Below are 19,782 nucleotides of genomic sequence, written 5' to 3'. Positions count from 1 at the left end.
ACGGTGTGTTACCGGGTGATGACCGATGCGTTACACTGCCGTATGGAAATAAGAGGGAAGAACACGATGCGCATACTTCTGATGCTGGCGTTGGCGTTGCCACTGGCCGGCTGTTATACGGTCAACCAGGAACGGCTGGGAAACTTCGTCACCGGCACCGTGCAGCCCGGCATGCCACTGGAGCAGGCGGTGGCGCGCATGCGGGTCGAGGGCTTTTCCTGCAACACCAGCAGCGCCGGCACCGTGACGGTGTGCACCCGCACGCAGGAACGGTTGATGCGCGGCGACTGCGTCGAACGCGTCGATCTGATCCGCAGCACGGCGTCGGCCAAGACGCTGGGCGCGGTCGACATTCTGGAAGTCCAATGCGCCAAGATCAAGATGTGGTAACCCGGCGATGACCCGTCCTAAATTCCTACCCGATAACTTCACGCTGGCGATGATCGTGACCATCGTCGCGGCCAGCCTGTTTCCATGCACCGGCCAGGGCGCCGTCATCTTCAACGGCGTCACCCACGGCGCGGTGTGCCTGTTGTTCTTCCTGCACGGCGCCAAGCTGTCGCGGGAGGCGGTGGTGGCCGGTATCACGCACTGGCGGCTGCATCTGCTGGTGTTGTTGTGCACGTTCGCGCTGTTCCCCTTGCTGGGACTGGCGCTCAAGCCGCTGCTGATGCCGCTGGTGACGCCGGACCTGTATCTGGGCATCCTGTTCCTATGCATGCTGCCGTCGACGGTGCAATCGTCGATCGCCTTCACGGCGGCCGCGCGCGGCAATGTGCCGGCGGCGATCTGCAGCGCGTCGGCGTCGAATTTGATCGGGATTTTCCTGACGCCGCTGATGGTCGGGTTGCTGACGGCGGCGCAGATGACGGGCGGCTCGCCGTGGGAGTCGGCGTTGCAGATCGCCTTGCAGTTGCTGCTGCCGTTCATCGCCGGGCAGGTCGCGCGGCGCTGGATCGGCGCCTGGGTCGAGCGCAACAAGCCGCTGACGCGGATGGTGGATCAGGGCTCGATACTGCTGGTGGTGTACACCGCGTTCAGCGAGGCGGTCGGGCAGGGGCTGTGGCACCAGCTGTCATGGGCGTCGCTGGGCGGGCTGATGTTGATTGACGTCGTGTTGCTGGGATCGGTGATGCTGATCGCCGCGCAGTTGAGCCGGCGGTTGGGATTCAGTCGCGAGGACAGGATCGCGATCGTGTTTTGCGGATCGAAGAAAAGTTTGGCCAGCGGCGTGCCGATGGCCAAGGTGCTGTTCGCGGGCGGCGCGCTGGGCGCGGTGGTGTTGCCGTTGATGTTGTTCCACCAATTGCAATTGATGGTGTGCGCGGTGCTGGCGCAGAGGTATGCGAAGGGTAGCGAGGAAGGGTGAGGCCGCTGGCGGCTCGGTGGCATATGCGTTCACCACTACCATGAACCGACACGTGATCCACGTAGGGCGGATTAGCGCAGCGTAATCCGCCATGAGCCGCCAGCGGCCCAAACGGATTACGCGACCTCAAACCACCAATCAATGCTTCACATCGCTCGCCGGTATCAACGCCTCGACCGGCTCGTCGCTGGCGAACAACTGCGCGCAATCGACCTTGTCGTAATCGTAATGCTGCCCGCAGAAATCGCAATTCACGCCAACGTGACCCTGTTCCTCCAGCACGCTGTCAACTTCCTCGCGTCCCAGCATCTTGAGCATGTTGCCCACCTTCTCCCGCGTGCAGGTGCAATGGAAAGAAGGGCTCAACGGATCGAACACCCGAATGGTCTCTTCCCAGAACAAGCGCTGCATCAGCACATCCACGGTCGTTTCCAGCAACTCCTGCTCCTTCAACGTCGAGCCCAAAATCACCGCCCGGTTCCACGTCTCCAGCGCGTCTTCCTGCGTCAGCGGCTGAGCGCCGGCCTTGCCGCCATGATCCGGCAGCTTTTGCAGCAGCAGCCCGCGCGAAACGTTGTCGTCCGCCGCCAGCCACAGCTTGGTGTCCAGCTGCTCCGAGCGCAGCATGTAGTTTTCAATGACGGTCGCCACATCGTCGCCGTCCAGCGGCACGATGCCCTGGTAAGGCTGCTGGCCCGGTACCTTGTCGGCCGGATCGAGCGTGATGATGAAGCGGCCCTTGCCATTGGCGTTCAGCATCGCCGGCAACGTGGCGTCGTCGGCGATGACGGCGCCCTCGGCCAGCTTGGCGGTGGCGCGCAGACGCAGGTCGGCATCGCACTCGACCACCAGCAACTGCACCGGACCGTCGCCGTGGATTTGCATGATGATAGACCCGTTGAACTTCAGGTTGGCCGACAGCAGCGCCCCGGCGCCGACCATCTGGCCCAACAGCTTCTTGACCGCGGGAGGGTAGACATGGCGCGACAACACCTCGCGCCATGTGGCCGAAATGTCGATGAACTCGCCGCGCACGGCGGCGTTCTCGAAGATGAATTTCTGCAGGACATCCGTAGTCAGGGTAATGCTCATTTTTTATCCAATCTTTTTGAGTTGCGTCTTGAACAGCTGGCCGCGTTGCACATAGCTGTCGGCGCTGGCGAGCAGGCGCGCGGTATCCTCGGCGGTCAGGGTGCGCACGGCCTTGGCCGGCGAGCCGATGATCAGCGAGTTGTCCGGAAATTCCTTGCCCTCGGTGACCAGCGCGCCGGCTCCGACCAGGCAACCGGCGCCGATCCTGGCGCCGTTCAGGATCACCGCCTGGATGCCGATCAGGGCGCCGTCGCCGATGGTGCAGCCGTGCAGCATGGCTTGGTGGCCGATGGTCACGTTCTTGCCCACGTTCAGCGGGTAGCCCAGGTCCGTATGCATCACGGTGCCTTCCTGGACGTTGCTGTTTTCGCCGATGGTGATGCGTTCGTTATCGCCGCGCAAGGTCGCGCCGAACCATACCGAAGTGTTGGCATGCAGGCTGACTTTGCCCACCAGGATCGCGCTGTCGGCGACAAATGACGATGCATCGATCTCTGGCGCGTGTTCGCCCAGTTGATAAATAGACATTGGAAACCTTCGGTTGAATGATGGGAACGGCGGGATGGCGCTATTTTACGCTTGCACGACCAGCGAACGGTCGTGCTATTATTTTGCTTTGCGGCCAGCAATGTACCGATATTGCGCCGACTCCGCCGTTTTCAAGCTCGTCTAGACAAGGACAAGAACCATGACGCTGACACCATCCCGCTCCGAATTCCTGACCATACGCGGTTTGCGTTGCCATTTGCATCATTGGGGCAGGGAAGGCGCGCCCAAGATCTTCATGCTGCATGGCTGGATGGACGTGGGCGCCTCGTTCCAGTTCGTCGTCGACGCCTTGAAGGGCGACTGGCACGTGATCGCGCCGGACTGGCGTGGCTTCGGCCTGTCCGACCGCAGCGGCGATGACACTTACTGGTTCCCCGACTACCTGGCCGATCTGGACGCGATCCTGCGCCACTATTCGCCGGACGCGGCGGTCGACATCGTCGGCCACAGCATGGGCGGCAACATCCTGGGTCTGTATGCGGGCGCGCGGCCCGAGCGCCTCCGTAAACTGGTCAACCTGGAAGGCGCCGGCCTGCGCGCCGCCAAGCCCGAGCAGGCGCCGGGCCGCTACGCCAAGTGGATGGATGGCTTGCTGGAAAAGCCCGAGTTGCGCACCTACCCGTCGCAACAGGCGGTGGCGGCGCGCTTGCAAAAAACCAATCCGCGGCTGAGCGACGAGCGCGCCGCCTTCCTGTCGCAGCACTGGTCCGCGCAGAACGAGCAGGGCGAGTGGGAAATCCTCGGCGATCCCGTGCACAAGCAACAAGGCCCGCTGCCGTATAACGTCGACGAGGTGATGGCGTGCTGGAAAGCCATCACGGCGCCGGTGCTGTGGGTCGAGGCCGATCAGACCAATATGTGGGACTGGCTCGGCTCTAAGCCGGGCGGGCAGGTCGAGCTGGAGCGCCGCCTCGGTTTTTTGCGCGACGTCACCCGCAAGATGGTGCACGATGCCGGCCATATGCTGCACCACGACCAGCCGGTCGAGCTGGCGGGTTATATCGAGGAATTCCTGACGAGCTGAAAATCACGCGTTCATCTGAACCACGTAGGGCGGATTAGCGAAGCGTAATCGGCCATGCATGCGCCGCTGCGGCTCAAAGATGGCCGATTACGGCGTTCCGCCTAATCCGCCCTACGAACATCTTGCCAGCGCGCCACTTCTTTGGCATTATTGACCGCATGAAACCGCATAACACCACCGTCACGAACCACCGCCACGTCGCCGCCGACGCCGGCCGGGCCGCGTTCGCCGGTTGCGGTCAGTCCTTCTCCATTATTCGAATTATTCAGGGTCGCTGAGCTGCGGCTGCGCCGGTGCTCGGCGCCCCCAGCCCAGCGCGTCCCCGCGCGCGGGCCGTGCCCGCGCCTTCCCTGAATAGTTTACTGGAGCACCCCAATGACAATGTCCCACCCGTACCCCTCGCTGTCCCAGATCCGCGACACCGCCGCCCGCCTGCAAGGCAAAGTTCTGCATACCCCCGTGTGGCGCTGGCAAACCGGCGTCATCGAAGAACAATTTCCCGCCACCGAAGTCTGGCTCAAGCTGGAACTGTTCCAAAAAACCGGCACCTTCAAGCTGCGCGGGGCGCTCAATTGCATCGAGGCGCTGGACGCGGCGGCACGCCAGCGCGGCGTGGTCGCCGTCAGCGCCGGCAACCATGCGATCGCCGTGGCGTACACGGCGCGGCTGGCCGGATGTAGCGCCAAGGTCGTCATGCCGGCGCACGCCAGCCCCGCGCGCATCGCCGCCTGCCGCGAGTTCGGCGCCGAAGTGCTGCTGATGCTGGACGTACACCAGGCGTTCGCGCGCGGCCGCGAGATCGAGCGCGACGAGGGCCGCACCATGCTGCATCCCTACGACGGCCCGCTGACCGCGCAGGGCACCGGCACGGTCGGGCTGGAGCTGATGGCGCAGGTGTCCGACCTTGATGCCGTTGTGGTGCCCGTCGGTGGCGGCGGCTTGTGCGCCGGCATTGCCGCCGCCGTCAAGCAGCTCAATCCGCTCTGCGCCGTGTACGGCGTCGAGCCGTTCGGCGCCGACGCGCTGTACCGCAGCTTCGCCTCGGGCGCGCCGGAGACATTGGAGCGGGTCGACACCGTCGCCGACAGCCTGGGAGCGCCGTATGCGATGGAGTACAGCTTCAACGTCTGCCGCCGCTTCGTCAACGAAGTGGTGCGGGTCGACGACGACCAGATCTGCGAGGCCATGCTGTATCTGTTCCGCGACGCCAAGCTGGTGGCCGAGCCGGCGGCGGCGGTGGCGACGGCCGCGTTGTTCGGGCCGCTGCGCGAGCGGCTCCAGGGCAAGCGCGTGGCCCTGCTGGTGTGCGGCTCGAATATCGATCCCGCGCGCTTTGCGGAGCTGCTGTGCAGGGGCGCGCGCATCCGGGATACAATGACAGCATGTTAAAAGTTGATCTGCACTGCCATTCCAATGTCTCCGACGGCGTTCTTGCCCCCGCCGCCGTGGCCGCCCACGCGCGCAAGGCCGGTGTCGATGTCTGGGCGCTGACCGACCACGATGAAGTCGGCGGCATTCCCGCCGCCCGCGCCGCCGCGGAAGAGCAGGGGATGCAGTTTGTCTCCGGAGTCGAGATTTCGATCACATGGGCCAATGAAACGGTGCATATCGTCGGCCTGCGCATCGACGAGACCAACGCCGCGCTGGTCAACGGCCTGGCGTGCACGCGCTCGGGCCGCGACAACCGGGGCCGGGAAATCGCGCGCCAGCTGGAGGCGGTGGGCATCAAAGGCGCCTACGAGGGCGCGCTGACCTATGTCGGCAACCCGGACCTGATGTCGCGCACCCACTTTGCCCGCTATCTTGTGGAAATCGGCGCCTGCGCCAATATTCCGGATGTGTTCAAGAAGTACCTGTCCGAGGGCAAACCAGGTTATGTGCCGCATTGCTGGGCGAGCCTGGCCGATTCGGTCGAGTGGATACGCGGGGCCGGCGGTATCGCCGTCATCGCCCACCCGGGGCGTTATCGCTTCAGCCAGCTGGCCCAGGGGCAGTTGTTCGACGAGTTCAAGCAATTGGGCGGGCAGGCCATCGAGGTCGTCACCGGCAGCCATACGCCGGACCAGTATCCGGTGTATGCGCAGTTGGCGAATAGTTACGGATTTCTCGCGTCGCGGGGGACCGATTTCCACGCGCCGGGCGAGTCGCGCGTCGATTTCGGGTTGTTGCCGCCATTGCCCGCGAACGTCAAGCCGGTTTGGCACGATTGGTTCTAGGCGTCGCCGGTAATATCGTTCGCTGATTGCCGGCGGTAATTAATATTGCCATCTTGATTTTGCGTAAAGCCGGTCATACCTTATGATCTGGGCAAACTTGTCCGTATCGGAGAACAACCAATGAAACGCATCGTCCTGTTTATCGCCACCAACCTCGCTGTCATGCTGGTGCTGTCCATCGTGCTGTCGCTGCTGGGCATCGGCCGTCCGGGCGCGGGCGGCAACCTCGAGATGGGCAGCCTGCTGGCGTTTTCGCTGGTGGTGGGCTTCACCGGCGCGATCTTCTCGCTGCTGATCAGCAAACCGATGGCCAAGTGGTCGACCGGCGCGCGGGTGATCGAGACGCCGTCGTCGTCCACCGAGCTGTGGCTGGTCAACACCGTCAAGGCGCTGTCCGAGCGTGCCGGCATCGGCATGCCCGAAGTGGCGGTTTATCCGGGCGAGCCGAACGCCTTCGCCACCGGCGCCTTCAAGAACTCGGCGCTGGTGGCCGTGTCGACCGGTTTGCTGGAAAACATGAATCGCGACGAGGTCGAGGCCGTGCTCGGCCACGAGGTGGCCCACATCGCCAACGGCGACATGGTCACCATGACCCTGATCCAGGGCGTGGTCAACACCTTCGTGGTGTTCCTGGCGCGCGTGGTCGGCTTCTTCGTCGACAAGGTGCTGCTCAAGAACGACCGCCAGGGCACGGGCATCGGCTACATGGCCACGGTGTTCGTCTGCGAACTGGTGTTCGGCCTGGTTGCCTCGCTGATCGTGGCCTGGTTCTCGCGCCAGCGCGAATTCCGCGCCGACGCCGGTTCGGCCAAGCTGCTTGGCAGCAGCGTGCCGATGCAACACGCGCTGGCCCGCCTGAACGGCATGGAGCCGGGCGCCTTGCCGCAATCGATCGCGGCCGCCGGCATCACCAACCGTGGCGGCTGGGGCGCGCTGTTCTCGACGCACCCGCCTTTCGAGCAGCGCATCGCCGCCTTGCGTAGCGTACAATCCTGATGTTATTAATAGCGGCCTCGGCCGGCTGTGATCAGCTTGACCCGCAGCCAGGCCGCGCCAGCCAACCATGAGTCAATTCTTCCAGGTACATCCCGTCAACCCGCAAGCGCGCCTGATCAAGCAGGCGGCGCAGATCATCGACGGCGGCGGCATCGTCGCCGTGCCGACGGATTCCTGTTACGCGCTGGTCTGCCACCTGGACGACAAGGGCGCCGTCGAGCGCCTGCGCCGCATCCGCGGCATCGACGAGAAGCACCATTTGACCCTGCTGTGCCGCGACCTGAGCGAGATCGGCGTCTACGCGCGCGTGGACAACCGCCAGTTCCGCCTGCTCAAGAGCGCCACGCCGGGGCCGTACACCTTCATCCTCGAGGCGACCAAGATCGTGCCGCGCCGGCTCAGTCATCCGTCGCGCAAGACCATCGGCCTGCGCGTGCCGGAGAACCCGATCGTGCTGGCGCTGCTGGAGCAGTTGCAGCAGCCGCTGCTGGGCACGACCCTGATCATGCCGGGCGAGCAGGACGCGCTCAACGACGCCGACACCATCTGCGAGCGGCTCGGCAAGCAGATCGAGCTGGTCATCGACGGCGGCGCCTGCAGCATGGAACCGACCACCGTGATCGACTTGACCGGACCGGACGCCGAACTGGTGCGCCAGGGCCGGGGCGACGCCGCCTTGTTCGGGCTCTGATTCTCCCTTTGCGACAAGGCAAGCGCGCCGGCCTTCGACGGCGCCCAAGATCACTTAGCAGCCTCTGGTAGAATTCCTCCATCATGGATATAGATAGCATCGTCCGGACCATCACGGTCTACGCCATCCCAGTTCTTTTTGCAATTTCCCTGCACGAAGCCGCCCACGGCTATGTCGCCCGCTATTTCGGCGATTCCACCGCCGCCGACCTCGGCCGCCTGAGCATCAATCCGATGCGTCATATCGATCCGTTCGGCACGGTGCTGCTGCCGCTGGTCCTGAGCCTGCTGACCCTGCCTGCGCTGGGCTACGCCAAACCGGTGCCGGTCGATTACAACCGCCTGCGCAACCCGAAAAAGCAGATGGCCCTGGTGGCCGCCGCCGGTCCGGGCGCCAACTTCGTCATGGGGCTGGGCTGGATGGTGCTGTGGGTGGTGCTGACGTTCGTGTTCCATGCCGACCAGGATGACTTCTTCATCCTGATGGCCAAGGCCGGCATCGGCGTCAACTCCGCCATGTTCGTGTTCAACCTGATTCCGCTGCCGCCGCTCGACGGCGGGCGCATCGTCACCGGCATCCTGCCGATGCCGTTGGCGAACAAGTACGCGCAGATCGAGCGCTACGGCGTCTACGTCTTCATCGGCCTGATCCTGATGATGCAGTTCGGCCTGCTGACCGGCTTCCTCATCAGCGGTATGCATCTGGTGCAGGGCGTTTTCCATGTGCTGGTGAAACCGCTGATCTTTCTTTTGGCGTAAGCAACCATGTATCCCGATCGTGTCGTCTCCGGCATGCGTCCGACCGGCTCCATGCACCTGGGCCACTACCACGGCGCGCTGAAAAACTGGATCAAGCTGCAGGCCGAGCAGCCGTGCCTGTTCTTCGTGGCCGATTGGCACGCGCTGACCACGCACTACGACGACCCCGGCGTCATCGAGCGCAGCACGTGGGAGATGCTGATCGATTGGCTGGCCGCCGGCATCGACCCGTCGCAGACGACCCTGTTCATCCAGTCGCGCGTGCCCGAGCACGCCGAGCTGCACCTGTTGCTGTCGATGGCCACGCCGCTGGGCTGGCTGGAACGGGTGCCGACCTACAAGGACCAGATCGACAACCTGTCGCACCGCGACCTGGCCACCTACGGCTTCCTCGGCTACCCGCTGCTGCAGGCGGCCGACGTGTTGATCTACCGCGCGAGCATGGTGCCGGTGGGCGACGACCAGGTGCCGCATATCGAGATGATGCGGGAAATAGCGCGACGTTTTAATCACTTGTACGGCAAGGAAAAAGGCTTCGAGGAAAAGGCGGAAAAGGCCGTCAAGAAGCTGGGCAGCAAGCGCGCCAAGCTGTACATGGAACTGCGCACCGAATACCAGCAGGACGGCAAGGACGAGGCGCTGGAGCAGGCCAAGGCCATGCTCGACGACGCCCAGAACCTGTCGCTGGGCGACCGCGAGCGCCTGTTCGGCTATCTGGAGGGCAGCCGCAAGCTGATCCTGGTCGAGCCGCAGGCGCGCCTGACCGCCGCCTCGCGCCTGCCGGGCCTGGACGGACGCAAGATGTCCAAGAGCTACGGCAATGCCATCGCGCTGCGCGAGGACAAGGAATCGGTCGGCAAGAAGATCCGCACGATGCCCACCGATCCGGCGCGCGTGCGCCGCACCGATCCGGGCGACCCGGCCCGCTGTCCGGTCTGGCAATTCCACCAGGTGTATTCCGATTCGCCGACCCAGGCCTGGGTGCAACGCGGCTGCATGTCGGCCGGTATCGGCTGCATCGAGTGCAAACAGCCGGTTATCGACGCCATCGTCAAGGAACAGGAGCCTATGCACGAGCGCGCCCAGCAATATCTGGACGACCCGTCGCTGGTGCGCGCCATCGTCGCCGACGGCAATGACGCCGCGCGCCGTCTGGCCCAAGACACCATGCGCGACGTGCGCGAGGCCATGGGCCTGGCCTACACGTAGCGCTGGAAACTTCGTAACCCTTCGTAAATTCTGGTAAAGACATCATGAGCGATAACATCTCCCCCTGGGTGCGGCGCTACGCCCCCTTGATCCCCGGCGGCGACGTGCTGGATCTGGCCTGCGGCAACGGCCGCCATACCCGCCATCTGGCCTCGCTCGGCCATTCGGTGGTCGCCGTCGACCGCGATCCGGACGCGCTGGCGCTGGCGGCCGGTCCCGACATCACCACCTCCAACATCGACCTGGAGGAGGCCGGCGCCGCCTGGCCGTTCGGCCCCGCGCGATTCGCCGGCATCGTGGTCACAAACTACTTGCATCGTCCGCTAACGGCCGCGATGATCGCCGGCCTGGCGCCGGACGGCGTGTTGATCTATGAAACCTTCGCCGAAGGCAACGCGCAGTTCGGCAAACCGTCGAATCCGGACTTCCTGCTCAAGCCGGGCGAGCTGCTGGACTGGGCGCGCGACCACGGCCTGCGCGTGGTGGCTTTCGAGCAGGGCGTCGTCGACGCTCCAAAAACTGCCATGGTGCAACGAATCTGCGCCGTGAAGCCCGATTTTCCAAGGGTGGCGGCGCTGTTGCCGCCATTTTGAAACCCGATTTGTCGCCCCGAATGCACCATAACCACGACTCATCGTCTACAATCGTCGTTTTAATACTTTATGCAGTGGTTTCCTATGATTAAGGGCAGCATAGTAGCAATCGTCACTCCGATGCACCCGGACGGCAGTCTGGACTTCGAGGGCCTGAACCGCCTGATCGACTGGCACATCGCCGAAGGCACGGACAGCATCGTCATCGCCGGCACCACCGGAGAATCGGCCACCGTCAGCGTCGAAGAGCACTGCGCGCTGATCAAGGCGACGGTCGCCCACGCCAACGGCCGCATCCCGATCATCGCCGGCGCCGGCGGCAACTCGACCGCCGAGGCGATCAAGCTGACCCGTTTCGCCAAGGAAGCGGGCGCAGACGCCACGCTGCAAGTGGTTCCCTACTACAACCGCCCGACCCAGGAAGGCATGTTCCAGCACTTCAAGGCCATCGCCGAAGCGGTGGACCTGCCGGTGATCCTGTATAACGTTCCCGGCCGTACCGTGGCCGACATGAGCAACGACACCATCCTGCGTCTGGCGGCGGTGCCCGGCATCGTCGGCGTCAAGGACGCGACCGGCAACATCGGCCGCGGCTACGACCTGCTGCGCCTGGCGCCGAAATCGTTCGCCGTCTACTCCGGCGACGATCCGACCGCGATGGCGCTGATGCTTGGCGGCGGCGCCGGCAACATCTCGGTCACCGCCAACGTCATGCCGCGCGCCATGGCCGAGATGTGCGCGGCCGCGATCGCGGGCGACATCCCGAAAGCGGTGGCGTTGAACAATCAAATGTTCCCGCTGCACCAGAAGCTGTTCATCGAGCCGAACCCGGTGCCGGTCAAGTGGGCGTTGGCGGAAATGGGCAAGATGCCGGCCGGCATACGCCTGCCGCTGGTGCCGCTGGGCGCCGATTGCCACGACGCGGTGCGCGCGGCCCTGCGAGAGGCCGGCGTACTGTAAAACCCCGGCAGGCATGCTGGCGCCCGCGCTTTCGGACGGGCGCGGCAGCTGCCTGAGCAACAAGCCCCGACTCGATCGGATCATATTTTGCTGCACTCCAGCTTCTTATAACAGTAACGACATGACTATACGCAAGACAGCTTCCATTTCCTCGCAGCGCGTGCTGGTACTGGGCGCATTGATGGCCAGTTTGACCGGTTGCGGCATGATCAGCTCCGTCATCGGCAACGACAAGGTGGACTACAAGTCCGCCAAGAAGGCCAGCACCCTGGACGTGCCGCCGGATCTGACGCAATTGCAGAAGGATAACCGCTACTCGCTGCCGGACTCGAACAACGGCGTCGCCACCGCCTCCGGCTACAACGCCGCCAAGGGCGCGGCGGCCGCCGCCGGTGTCGGTCCCGGCGTGGTCGTGCCGGGCCAGCCGGCCGCCGGCACCGTGGTGCCGACCAGCGTCAACGATATCAAGGTCGAACGCGACGGCAACCAGCGCTGGCTGGTGATCAAGCAGACGCCCGAGCAGCTGTGGCCGCAGCTGAAGAAGTTCTGGGAGGATTCGGGCTTCACCATGGCGCAGGAACTGCCGACCGCCGGCATCATGGAAACCGAATGGAACGAGAACCGCGCCAAGATTCCGCAGGATTTCATCCGTAACACCATCGGCAAGGTGTTCGACTCGGTCTATTCGAGCGGCGAGCGCGACAAGTTCCGCACCCGTATCGAACGCCGCGCCGACGGCGCCAGCGAGATCTACATCAGCCATCGCGGCGCCCAGGAAGTGGTCACCGGCGCCCAGAAGGAATCGACGATCTGGACCCCGCGTCCGAACGATCCGGGCCTGGAAGCCGAATTCCTGGCCCGCATGATGAACAAGCTGGGCAACGGCGGCGAGGACACCTCGCCAGCCAAGACCGCCGTCGAATCGGCCATCGTCCAGCCGCAGCACGCGTCGCTGGTCGGCACCGGCGCCGAGCGCGCCGTGCAGGTGGACGAGGGCTTCGACCGCGCCTGGCGCCGGGTCGGCCTGGCGCTGGACCGCGCCGGCTTCACCGTCGAGGACCGCGACCGCACCAGCGGCACGTACTTCGTCCGCTACATCGACGACGCGACCGAAACCAAGGGCTTCTTCAGCAAGCTGTTCAGCTGGGGCTCGTCGTCGGAAGCCGATAAGGAAGCGCAGCGTTATCGTATTTCGGTGAAGGCCGGCGCTGGTAACAGCAGCATCGTTACCGTCATGAACAATGCCGGCAAACCGGAAACGGGTCCGGTCGGCGATAAGATCCTGACCCTGCTGCACGAGCAATTGAAATAAGCGCGATTGCGATAAGTTCGACAGCAGTGGCGGCGCCGGATTGGCGCCGCCGTCTGAATATCCCGGAGAATATCCGGACATAAAAAAACCGGCGCAATGCCGGTTTTTTTATAGCCGCGAATAAATGGGGATTTCCATTTGGACGCAAAAGCGTCAGGCGAAAAAAAACCCGCCGGCGCCATAAGCGCTGGCGGGTTCTTCCTTACTGATTACTTCGAAGCAGCAGGTGCCGAAGCAGCTGGAGCAGCAGCGTCAGCAGCAGGAGCGGCTGGAGCAGCAGCGTCAGCGGCTGGAGCGGCTGGAGCGGCAGCGTCAGCGGCTGGAGCGGCTGGAGCAGCAGCTGGAGCAGCTTCTGGAGCCACTACTGGTGCTGGGGTAACGGTGGTTTCTTCTTTTTTCGAGCAAGCGGTCAGAGCAGCAACGGCCAGCAGGGAAACGATCAGCAGGGATTTTTTCATGGATTTTCCTTAGTAAATACAAAATTGAACACAGTGTTGCGATTAATAATTACCGGTAATTATCGCTCATTAGGTCGTCTTCGAAGGCTTTTCGTACCTGACATGGTGCCTGCCAGACAACGGAAACTTCCTAACCGAATATTATAGCGATTTTTACTGCGTCGCAATAGGACAAAGAGCCGTTCTCACAACTATTTTGCGGTATCGCAACATTTCGCTTTCGACTTCAGTTTAGGGAAGCCGGCCACTACCGGAGTTCGCTTCGAACACCGCATTTTACCCCCAACCGGTCAAAGTCCTGTTGAGTTTGCAAACAATCCGGGCCCGGATTCGTCCCAAATTGTAAGGAAACGTTCCAAAGAGGTGTTTACATCGGCCGGACCGTCGAAAACTGCTTCACCACGGAAATGATCTGAATGAAAACGCCGCACGATATGGCGCTCGTCGGCAATACAGAAAGAATCGGTTAGTTGCCGCAGCGACTGACTAGTGCGCCGGACTTCGACCGCATGGCCGTAATCCTTAACCAAACGCAAGAAACGCGGCGCGTCCCGCTCAATCACGCGGCCGTTGTGGGCGACCAGTTGCAGCCGTCCGCCGTCCTTTAGAAAGCGGCGCAGCACCGCATCCGTGGCGCTGCCGCCCAGGTCCCAGATGGCGAAGTCGGGATCGAACAGCCGCAGCGTGTGCTCGGCGCGGGCCAGGCAGGCGGTCAATTGCTCGACAAACCCGCCCTTCGTCGTAAAGGGAAATACTTGCCTGTCCATCCCGCCCTCCGCCAAGTTTGATTAGCCCAGTTCGATCCAGCCGTCCTGATACCACGTGTACAGCGCGTCCATCACATCGTCGGATGCCGTCGCCAGTTCGGCGCCGGTCAGCGCGCGGTGATTGGCCAGCAATTCCAGGGCCACCTTGTCGGCGCGGCCGACGCCGAACGATTCGCCGTTGATGAACACGTGTTTGCCGCGATACAGCATTTGCGTCTTGCGCGACAGCGACAGGCCCTTCTTCGCGGCCGCTTCGCCGAACTTGCCGAACGTCAGCGGCTTGGCCGGTCCGGTGAAGAACACGTTGTGCTTGGGCTCGGACATATATTCGCCCAGGAAGATCGTCACGTCCTCTTCGGTAAAGCGGACCTTGTTGATTTCCTCGGTGATCGTGTCCAGCATGTGGCGCGGAATCTCGGCCGGCTTGGCCGTCGCCTCCAGTTCCGGATCGGCGTAGCGGCCCGGCAGGTCGATCGAATCGGCCATGAATTGCAGGAACGCCTCGCCCAGCTCCTGGTACGACGGCGAGCGGAAGCCGATCGAATAGGTCTGGCACTCGCCGATGGCCACGCCGTCGTGGGCGTAGTGCGGCGGCAGGTACAGCATGTCGCCCGGATTGAGGACGAACTCCTCGTTCGGCTTGAAGTTGGCCAGGATCTTGAGCGGCAGGCCCTCGACCAGGCTCAGGTCCTTCTGCGGGCCGATGCGCCAGCGGCGCTGTCCCTGCGCCTGCAGCAGGAACACGTCGTAGGAATCGAAGTGCGGACCGACGCCGCCGCCGTCGGTGGCGAAGCTGACCATCAGGTCGTCGAGGCGGGCGTCGGGGATGAAGCGGAACTGGCGCAGCAGCGCGTCGGCCTTGTCGTCGAACAGGTTGACGCCCTGGACCAGCAGGGTCCATTCCTTTTGCGTCATCGGCGGCAGGCTTTCCAGCGGGCCGTGCTGCATCGACCATGCGCCGTCGACGGCCGCGATCAGGCGCGATTCGGCGTGGTTGGTCGAAGCCAGCTTGGTCAGGGCATCCAGGCTCAGCAGTGGTTTGAAACCGGGGATGGCGTTACGGATGAGCAGTGGCTTTTTATGCCAGTAGTCGCGCAGAAACTGCGCCGGCGTGATGTCGCCGAGGAGCGGTAATTTTTTCATACCGCATTATAAACCGCCGCCCGGGAGACCCTTGGCCGCGGCCGTTAAATTATGAGTCTTCTGAATCACGCATGGTTCAACGCCATCGTCGCCGTCCGGGGTGGCGCTGTCCGGCACGCGATTGCAGGTATAATCTGCCTGCTCATAACAGAAAGGAAATTCAAATGAAGATTGCCAAGAACACGGTCGTGACTGTGAATTACAAACTGTCCGATGCACAGGACAATCTGATCGAAGACGGCCGTCAACCGATGGTCTACCTGCACGGTGGCTACGAGAACACCCTGCCAAAAATCGAAGAAGAACTGGACGGCAAGGAAGTCGGTTACTCGTCCATCATCCAGATCGAGCCTGAGGACGCGTTCGGCGACTACGACGCCGCGCTGGTCAAGGTCGAGCCGCGCAACCGCCTGCCGGAGCCGCTGGAAGTGGGCATGCAGTTCGAAGGCATGCCCGACGGCGACGACGCCGACGAAGCGATGATCTTCACCGTCACCGACATCGCCGACGACAAGGTCGTTTTGGACGGCAACCATCCGCTGGCCGGCATGGCGCTGCGCTTCTCGCTCAACGTCACCGAAGTGCGCGAAGCGTCGGACGAGGAAATCGCCCACGGCCACGTGCACGGCGCCCACGGTCACCACCACGGTGACGAGGACGACGAAGGCGAAGAGGGCGACCACGTCGCCATCCACCCGATCCACTGATCTAGTCGATCAAGGCGTCGTTTCGGCGCCGCCGCCCTTGATGGTGAACAGGGCGGCGGCGTCGGGATTGACGCGCACATTGGCCGATTCGGCCGCCACGCTCAGATGTCCCACGTTGCCGCGCCAATCGATGGCCGGCTCGGTCCTGCCGGCCGCGCCGATCTGGGCCTGGATTTGGGTATCCACCAGCAGCACCTTCCCCTTGAATTTTTTCGCCAGCGTGTTGATTTGACGTCGCGGCTCGGCGAAGCCGTCGTGTTTCGACTCGAAACTCGGCAACAGCGAAAACCCTTGCTCCTCCTGCACCCCGATGGCGCCGTCCGAGAACAGCACCAGGCCGTGCATCTTCTGGCGCGCGGCCAAGGTGAACAGGCGGTGCAGCCAGGCGCGGTTGGCGACCAGGCGGTCCTCGTACTCGCTGTTGCGGCCAGCTTCCGGGCGGTAGTGGTTGTTGTTCGCCGGCAGATTGATGGTGGCGAACAGCACCTTGCCGTATTCCCAGTGCGCGTTCTCGGCGTAGCTGCGGAACTTGGCGGTGCTCGACAATCGTGACAGCGGGATGCGGTGCGCGCCGAGCGATTCGGGCTCGCCATAAAACAGTTCGCGCAAGCGGTTCAGGCGTTCGATGGCGTTCGAGCGGCCGGCCGAATTAAGGCAGGCGCTCCAGTCGCTGCCGGCCAGCGACACCACCACGGGTGCGGCCGCGTCGTCCAGGATCGCGTGGCGCGCCGCGTACAGCCGGTCGCTGCAAGGTTCCTTGTCGCCCTTGATGCCGGTGGCGACGATGAAGGCAGGATTGGCCTGCATGGCGGCGGCGATGGCGCGCTTGAGGGGCGCCTCGTCGGCGCCGTTCTTGAACGGATGGCCGATGACCGCGAACTGGAAGCCCTTGCCGGCCGATGCTTCGCGCGCGTGCGCCGGCGCGACCGCCGCCGCGACGGTCAGCGCGACGGTCAGCGCAATCCGTGGCGCGAGGGCGAGCCTGGACGCGGCGCGCGTCATGCCTGCGCGGTCTCCGTCAGGCGCTTGAGCTGATACAAGCGGTCCAGCGCTTCGCGCGGCGTCAGCGCGTCCGGGTCCAGATCGTCGAGCGCGTCGAGCAGTTCGCGCATCGCCGGCGTTGGATTGCCGTTGCCGGCGGCGCCGTCGGCGGACGCCGGCGCGTCCAGCGGCTCGTCGTTGGCGTCTGTAGTGGGCGCCGCGAACAAATCCAGTTGCGGCGTGGCGTCGAGCGCCTGCGCCTCCAGCCGCGCCAGGTGCTTGCGCGCCGCCTTGATCACCGTCTGCGGCACGCCGGCCAGCTGCGCCACCTGCAAGCCGTAGCTCTGCGACGCCGGGCCGTCCTGCACCGCGTGCAGGAACACGATGCTGTCCTTGTGCTCCACCGCCGACAGGTGCACGTTGGCGGCCGTCGGATGGCTCTCCGGCAGTTGCGTCAATTCGAAGTAGTGGGTCGCGAACAGCGAGAAGCTGCGGCTGGTGTCGATCAGGTGGCGCGCGATCGCCCACGCCAGCGCCAGGCCGTCGAAGGTCGAGGTGCCGCGTCCCACTTCATCCATCAGCACCAGCGAATGCTCGGTGGCGCCGTTGAGGATCGCCGCCGATTCGGTCATCTCCACCATGAAGGTGGAGCGGCCGCCGGCCAGATCGTCGGTGGCGCCGATGCGGGTGAAGATACGGTCGATCGGGCCGATCGTCGCGCTGGTGGCCGGCACGTAGCTGCCCACGTAGGCCAGCAAGGTGATCAGCGCCACCTGGCGCATGAAGGTCGATTTACCGCCCATGTTGGGACCGGTGATCAGCAACAGGCGGCGGTCGTCGACGAAGCGGCAATCGTTGGCGATGAAGCGCTCGATCTGGTTCTCGACCACCGGATGGCGGCCCTCGACGATGTTGACGCATGGGCCATCGACCAGCTGCGGCGCGCACCAGTTGTGGCGCAGCGCGTGGTCGGTCAGCGACACCAGCGCGTCGAGCTGCGACAGCGCCTTCGAGATCGTTTGCAGGCAGCCGATGAACGGCGCCAGGTCGGCCAGCAGCTGGTCGTACAGCATCTTCTCGCGCGCCAGCGCCTTGTCCTGCGCCGACAGCGCCTTGTCCTCGAAGGCCTTCAGTTCCGGTGTGATGTAGCGCTCGGCGTTCTTCAGCGTCTGGCGGCGGCGGTAGTCGTCCGGCACCTTGGTGGTCTGGCCGTGCGTGACCTCGATGTAGAAGCCGTGCACCTTGTTGTACTCCACGCGCAGGTTGGCGATGCCGGTGCGGGCGCGTTCGCGCGTCTCCAGGTCGACCAGGAACTGGCCGGCGTTCTCCGACAGCGCGCGCAGCTCGTCGAGCTCCGCGTCGAAGCCGCGCGCGAACACGCCGCCGTCGCGCACCATGTTGGCCGGCTCCGGCGCCACCGCGCGCACCAGCAGGTCCAGGCATTCCTCGGGCGAGGACAGGTCGCTGTGGATCGCGTTGAGCAGGCCGTTCGGATCGGTCAGCGCCCGCTGCAAGCCGTGGCGCAGTGCCGGCAATTGCTTCACACCGTCGCGCAGGCTGGCCAGGTCGCGCGGACGCGCCGACAGCAGCGCGATGCGCGTGGTGATGCGTTCGATGTCCGGCACCTGCGCCAGGGTGTGCGACAGGCCGCCGGTGGCGTCGGCCTGCGCCAGCGCGGCGATGGCCTCGTGGCGCGAGCGGGCGATGCCCTGGTCGCGGCGCGCGTGGTGCAGCCAGTAGCGCAGCAGGCGCGAACCCATCGCCGTGCGGCAGTGGTCCAGCAGCGAGAACAGGGTAGGGGACTCCTGGCCGCGTATGGTCTCGGTCAGTTCCAGGTTGCGGCGGGTGGCCGCGTCCAGGCCGATGAATTCGCTCTCGGTCTCGGTGCTCAGGCTGCGCACGTGCTGCAGGCCGCGACCCTGGGTCGACTGGGCGTAGCGCAGCAGCGCGCCGGCCGCGCCGAACGCCGCGCCCAGGCCGTCGGCGCCGAAGCCGGTCAACGTCGCCACGCCCAATTGATCGAGCAGCGATTTGTGGCCGCTGACGACGTCGAAGTGCCAGTCCGGCACCCGGTTGACGTGGCAGTGGACGGCCTCCTCGAACAGGTCGGCGTTATCGCCGCGCAGGATCTCGGCCGGCGCGATGCGTTCGAGCTCCTGCTGCATGCGGGTGTTGACGGTGCGGCTGTCGCCGGAGAACTCCATCAGCTTGAGCGAGCCGCTGGCCAGCGACAGCCACGCCAGGCCGGCGGTGCACACCTTGCGCTGGCTGATGATGCACATCGCCAGCAGCGGGCGCTCGGCCTTTTCCGGCAGCAGGTCGGCGTCGGTCAGGGTGCCCGGCGTGACCACCCGCATCACCTTGCGTTCGACCGGACCTTTGCTGGTGGCCGGATCGCCGATTTGTTCGCAGATGGCGCACGACTCGCCGATCTTGACCAGCTTGGCCAGATAGCCCTCCAGCGAATGGAAAGGCACGCCGCACATCTTGATCGGCTGGCCGCCCGACGAACCGCGCGCCGTCAGCGTGATGCCGAGCACGCGCGCCGCTTTTTCCGCGTCCGAGTGGAACAGCTCATAGAAATCGCCCATGCGGTAGAACACCAACATGTCCGGATACTCGGCCTTGATGCTTAGATATTGCTGCATCATGGGCGTGATTTTTTCTGTGGGACTGTTCTTGACGGCGGCGGCGTTGATTTCGTTGGGGACGGTGGTCATTGGTTCTTTTTCGGCGTGCGATGAGTCTGGTTTTGCCGGGGCGTAACGCCCGTGGCGCTTAACCCGACATTCTACCGCTTTCGCGACCGGCCCAAGGATTTCAATCGACACCACGGCCACCACATTGAGACGCCGCCAACTGACGCCACGGCCGCCACATTCGAATTTCCTCGATCGAAGCCGTAGCCACCACATTGAAACTTCGTCGCTGAATTCATACTCCCCGTTGGCGGCTTC

General features: G+C 64.2%; 20 protein-coding genes. 13 read left to right on the top strand and 7 right to left on the bottom strand.

The genetic code is table 11. From position 1 onward, the window contains the following. Positions 1 to 66: 66 nt before the first annotated feature. Positions 67 to 390, top strand: coding sequence for a hypothetical protein (locus AC07P1_RS03330; protein WP_494694482.1), 324 nt, complete (start codon positions 67 to 69; stop codon positions 388 to 390). A 7-nt stretch (positions 391 to 397) separates the two neighbouring features. After that, a complete protein-coding gene (locus tag AC07P1_RS03325) occupies positions 398 to 1,369 on the top strand; it encodes a bile acid:sodium symporter family protein (protein ID WP_494694481.1) in 972 nt (323 codons plus the stop codon). A 138-nt stretch (positions 1,370 to 1,507) separates the two neighbouring features. On the opposite strand, the gene hslO is transcribed toward AC07P1_RS03325, so the two are convergent. Together hslO and AC07P1_RS03315 are read right to left on the bottom strand one after the other, a co-directional pair. Next, on the bottom strand, positions 1,508 to 2,461 hold the full coding sequence (gene hslO / locus AC07P1_RS03320) for an Hsp33 family molecular chaperone HslO (protein ID WP_494694480.1): 954 nt from the start codon (positions 2,459 to 2,461) through the stop codon (positions 1,508 to 1,510). Between the two features lie 3 nt (positions 2,462 to 2,464). Further along, positions 2,465 to 2,989 carry a gamma carbonic anhydrase family protein gene (locus AC07P1_RS03315; RefSeq protein WP_494694479.1) on the bottom strand — a complete coding sequence of 175 codons (525 nt, stop codon included), beginning with the start codon at positions 2,987 to 2,989 and terminating at the stop codon, positions 2,465 to 2,467. Between the two features lie 160 nt (positions 2,990 to 3,149). On the opposite strand from AC07P1_RS03315, the gene AC07P1_RS03310 reads away from it, so the two are divergent. The 10 genes from AC07P1_RS03310 (at position 3,150) to bamC (ending at position 12,769) form a co-directional block, all read left to right on the top strand. Then, complete coding sequence (locus AC07P1_RS03310; RefSeq protein ID WP_494694478.1) at positions 3,150 to 4,034, top strand: alpha/beta fold hydrolase; 885 nt, start codon at positions 3,150 to 3,152, stop codon at positions 4,032 to 4,034. Positions 4,035 to 4,415: 381 nt separating this feature from the next. Next, positions 4,416 to 5,423: a threonine ammonia-lyase gene (locus AC07P1_RS03305; protein ID WP_494694793.1), complete on the top strand. Its 1,008-nt coding sequence runs from the start codon at positions 4,416 to 4,418 to the stop codon at positions 5,421 to 5,423. After that, entirely contained in the window at positions 5,417 to 6,250 is an 834-nt protein-coding gene (locus tag AC07P1_RS03300; RefSeq protein WP_494694477.1) for a 3',5'-nucleoside bisphosphate phosphatase, read from the top strand. Before AC07P1_RS03305 ends, AC07P1_RS03300 begins: the two co-directional genes overlap by 7 nt. A 120-nt stretch (positions 6,251 to 6,370) precedes the next feature. Continuing rightward, positions 6,371 to 7,246 carry a protease HtpX gene (htpX, locus tag AC07P1_RS03295; protein ID WP_315219220.1) on the top strand — a complete coding sequence of 292 codons (876 nt, stop codon included), beginning with the start codon at positions 6,371 to 6,373 and terminating at the stop codon, positions 7,244 to 7,246. A 67-nt stretch (positions 7,247 to 7,313) separates the two neighbouring features. Beyond that, positions 7,314 to 7,937, top strand: coding sequence for an L-threonylcarbamoyladenylate synthase (locus AC07P1_RS03290; RefSeq protein WP_090314919.1), 624 nt, complete (start codon positions 7,314 to 7,316; stop codon positions 7,935 to 7,937). A gap of 80 nt (positions 7,938 to 8,017) precedes the next feature. Continuing rightward, a complete protein-coding gene (locus tag AC07P1_RS03285; protein WP_494694792.1) occupies positions 8,018 to 8,695 on the top strand; it encodes a site-2 protease family protein in 678 nt (225 codons plus the stop codon). Between the two features lie 6 nt (positions 8,696 to 8,701). Continuing rightward, positions 8,702 to 9,904, top strand: coding sequence for a tryptophan--tRNA ligase (locus AC07P1_RS03280; RefSeq protein ID WP_494694476.1), 1,203 nt, complete (start codon positions 8,702 to 8,704; stop codon positions 9,902 to 9,904). Positions 9,905 to 9,948: 44 nt separating this feature from the next. After that, positions 9,949 to 10,497 (top strand): class I SAM-dependent methyltransferase, encoded by a 549-nt coding sequence (locus tag AC07P1_RS03275; RefSeq protein WP_494694475.1) that lies wholly within the window; start codon positions 9,949 to 9,951, stop codon positions 10,495 to 10,497. An 84-nt stretch (positions 10,498 to 10,581) separates the two neighbouring features. Further along, on the top strand, positions 10,582 to 11,457 hold the full coding sequence (gene dapA / locus AC07P1_RS03270) for a 4-hydroxy-tetrahydrodipicolinate synthase (protein ID WP_494694474.1): 876 nt from the start codon (positions 10,582 to 10,584) through the stop codon (positions 11,455 to 11,457). A gap of 121 nt (positions 11,458 to 11,578) precedes the next feature. After that, the gene (gene bamC / locus AC07P1_RS03265; RefSeq protein WP_494694473.1) at positions 11,579 to 12,769 is read left to right on the top strand and encodes an NlpB/DapX family lipoprotein; all 1,191 of its coding nucleotides are present in this window, start codon (positions 11,579 to 11,581) and stop codon (positions 12,767 to 12,769) included. Positions 12,770 to 12,978: 209 nt separating this feature from the next. On the opposite strand, the gene AC07P1_RS03260 is transcribed toward bamC, so the two are convergent. The 3 genes from AC07P1_RS03260 to AC07P1_RS03250 all read right to left on the bottom strand — a co-directional run bounded on the left by AC07P1_RS03260 (position 12,979) and on the right by AC07P1_RS03250 (position 15,137). Beyond that, on the bottom strand, positions 12,979 to 13,227 hold the full coding sequence (locus tag AC07P1_RS03260; RefSeq protein ID WP_315219227.1) for a hypothetical protein: 249 nt from the start codon (positions 13,225 to 13,227) through the stop codon (positions 12,979 to 12,981). 290 nt (positions 13,228 to 13,517) lie between these two features. Then, positions 13,518 to 13,994, bottom strand: a complete 477-nt coding sequence (locus AC07P1_RS03255) for a DUF7931 domain-containing protein (protein WP_494694472.1) — start codon at positions 13,992 to 13,994, stop codon at positions 13,518 to 13,520. Between the two features lie 21 nt (positions 13,995 to 14,015). Continuing rightward, positions 14,016 to 15,137: a JmjC domain-containing protein gene (locus AC07P1_RS03250; RefSeq protein WP_494694471.1), complete on the bottom strand. Its 1,122-nt coding sequence runs from the start codon at positions 15,135 to 15,137 to the stop codon at positions 14,016 to 14,018. Positions 15,138 to 15,301: 164 nt separating this feature from the next. Here AC07P1_RS03250 and AC07P1_RS03245 point away from each other — a divergent pair, with 164 nt between their 5' ends. Continuing rightward, a complete protein-coding gene (locus AC07P1_RS03245) occupies positions 15,302 to 15,844 on the top strand; it encodes an FKBP-type peptidyl-prolyl cis-trans isomerase (RefSeq protein WP_315219230.1) in 543 nt (180 codons plus the stop codon). A 9-nt stretch (positions 15,845 to 15,853) separates the two neighbouring features. Here AC07P1_RS03245 and AC07P1_RS03240 read toward each other — a convergent pair whose 3' ends face one another. Both AC07P1_RS03240 and mutS read right to left on the bottom strand, forming a co-directional pair. Next, a complete protein-coding gene (locus AC07P1_RS03240) occupies positions 15,854 to 16,846 on the bottom strand; it encodes a hypothetical protein (RefSeq protein ID WP_494694470.1) in 993 nt (330 codons plus the stop codon). Then, positions 16,843 to 19,545, bottom strand: coding sequence for a DNA mismatch repair protein MutS (gene mutS / locus AC07P1_RS03235; RefSeq protein WP_494694469.1), 2,703 nt, complete (start codon positions 19,543 to 19,545; stop codon positions 16,843 to 16,845). The genes AC07P1_RS03240 and mutS overlap by 4 nt, the downstream gene beginning before the upstream one ends. Positions 19,546 to 19,782 lie beyond the last annotated feature (237 nt).

The organism is Duganella sp. GW821-FHT07F09 (assembly GCF_059418705.1).
The sequence above is the reverse complement of the archived record's forward strand: the minus strand, read 5'-3'. Positions and strand labels throughout refer to the sequence as shown.

Bases quoted from the DNA above. Each gene is read 5' to 3' on its own strand.
- AC07P1_RS03325 (WP_494694481.1), top strand. From the start codon at position 398: ATGACCCGTCCTAAATTCCTACCCGATAACTTCACGCTGGCGATGATC.
- AC07P1_RS03305 (WP_494694793.1), top strand. From the start codon at position 4,416: ATGTCCCACCCGTACCCCTCGCTGTCCCAGATCCGCGACACCGCCGCC.
- mutS (WP_494694469.1), bottom strand. From the start codon at position 19,545: ATGACCACCGTCCCCAACGAAATCAACGCCGCCGCCGTCAAGAACAGT.
- AC07P1_RS03280 (WP_494694476.1), top strand. From the start codon at position 8,702: ATGTATCCCGATCGTGTCGTCTCCGGCATGCGTCCGACCGGCTCCATG.
- AC07P1_RS03250 (WP_494694471.1), bottom strand. From the start codon at position 15,137: ATGAAAAAATTACCGCTCCTCGGCGACATCACGCCGGCGCAGTTTCTG.
- AC07P1_RS03275 (WP_494694475.1), top strand. From the start codon at position 9,949: ATGAGCGATAACATCTCCCCCTGGGTGCGGCGCTACGCCCCCTTGATC.
- AC07P1_RS03300 (WP_494694477.1), top strand. From the start codon at position 5,417: ATGTTAAAAGTTGATCTGCACTGCCATTCCAATGTCTCCGACGGCGTT.
- AC07P1_RS03315 (WP_494694479.1), bottom strand. From the start codon at position 2,989: ATGTCTATTTATCAACTGGGCGAACACGCGCCAGAGATCGATGCATCG.
- AC07P1_RS03245 (WP_315219230.1), top strand. From the start codon at position 15,302: ATGAAGATTGCCAAGAACACGGTCGTGACTGTGAATTACAAACTGTCC.
- AC07P1_RS03260 (WP_315219227.1), bottom strand. From the start codon at position 13,227: ATGAAAAAATCCCTGCTGATCGTTTCCCTGCTGGCCGTTGCTGCTCTG.
- AC07P1_RS03255 (WP_494694472.1), bottom strand. From the start codon at position 13,994: ATGGACAGGCAAGTATTTCCCTTTACGACGAAGGGCGGGTTTGTCGAG.
- bamC (WP_494694473.1), top strand. From the start codon at position 11,579: ATGACTATACGCAAGACAGCTTCCATTTCCTCGCAGCGCGTGCTGGTA.
- AC07P1_RS03240 (WP_494694470.1), bottom strand. From the start codon at position 16,846: ATGACGCGCGCCGCGTCCAGGCTCGCCCTCGCGCCACGGATTGCGCTG.
- AC07P1_RS03290 (WP_090314919.1), top strand. From the start codon at position 7,314: ATGAGTCAATTCTTCCAGGTACATCCCGTCAACCCGCAAGCGCGCCTG.
- dapA (WP_494694474.1), top strand. From the start codon at position 10,582: ATGATTAAGGGCAGCATAGTAGCAATCGTCACTCCGATGCACCCGGAC.
- htpX (WP_315219220.1), top strand. From the start codon at position 6,371: ATGAAACGCATCGTCCTGTTTATCGCCACCAACCTCGCTGTCATGCTG.
- AC07P1_RS03330 (WP_494694482.1), top strand. From the start codon at position 67: ATGCGCATACTTCTGATGCTGGCGTTGGCGTTGCCACTGGCCGGCTGT.
- hslO (WP_494694480.1), bottom strand. From the start codon at position 2,461: ATGAGCATTACCCTGACTACGGATGTCCTGCAGAAATTCATCTTCGAG.
- AC07P1_RS03310 (WP_494694478.1), top strand. From the start codon at position 3,150: ATGACGCTGACACCATCCCGCTCCGAATTCCTGACCATACGCGGTTTG.